At 28.4% G+C, this 275-nt stretch carries 1 protein-coding gene; it reads left to right on the forward strand.

Translation table 11 applies throughout. The features are described from left to right. The coding region (locus tag VJI94_RS08335; RefSeq protein WP_324009022.1) for a Cna B-type domain-containing protein at positions 1-225 on the forward strand (225 nt) is incomplete at its 5' end. Positions 226-275: the final 50 nt, after the last annotated feature.

Here is a 275-nt window from a genome sequence, read left to right on the forward strand (position 1 = left end):
TTAAACGAAGCAAATTCTTGGAAACATACATTCAAAGATTTGCCAAAATATGATTACAATGGAAAAGAAATATTTTATACAGTAAAAGAAGTAGCAATTGAAGGATATGAAAGCAAGATAGAAGGAAACGAAAAAGACGGCTTTGTAATTACTAATAAGGAAATTCCAAAGAAACCTAAATTGGCTAAGAAAGGAATAGAAACAAGTGCTTCAATTTATTCGTGAATTTTAGCTATATCAGGTGGAATAATGGTATTATTGAAAAAAAGAAATCA

It is taken from the genome of Parvimonas sp. D9, assembly GCF_035282565.1.
Classification (GTDB): Bacteria; Bacillota; Clostridia; order Tissierellales; family Peptoniphilaceae; genus Parvimonas; species Parvimonas micra.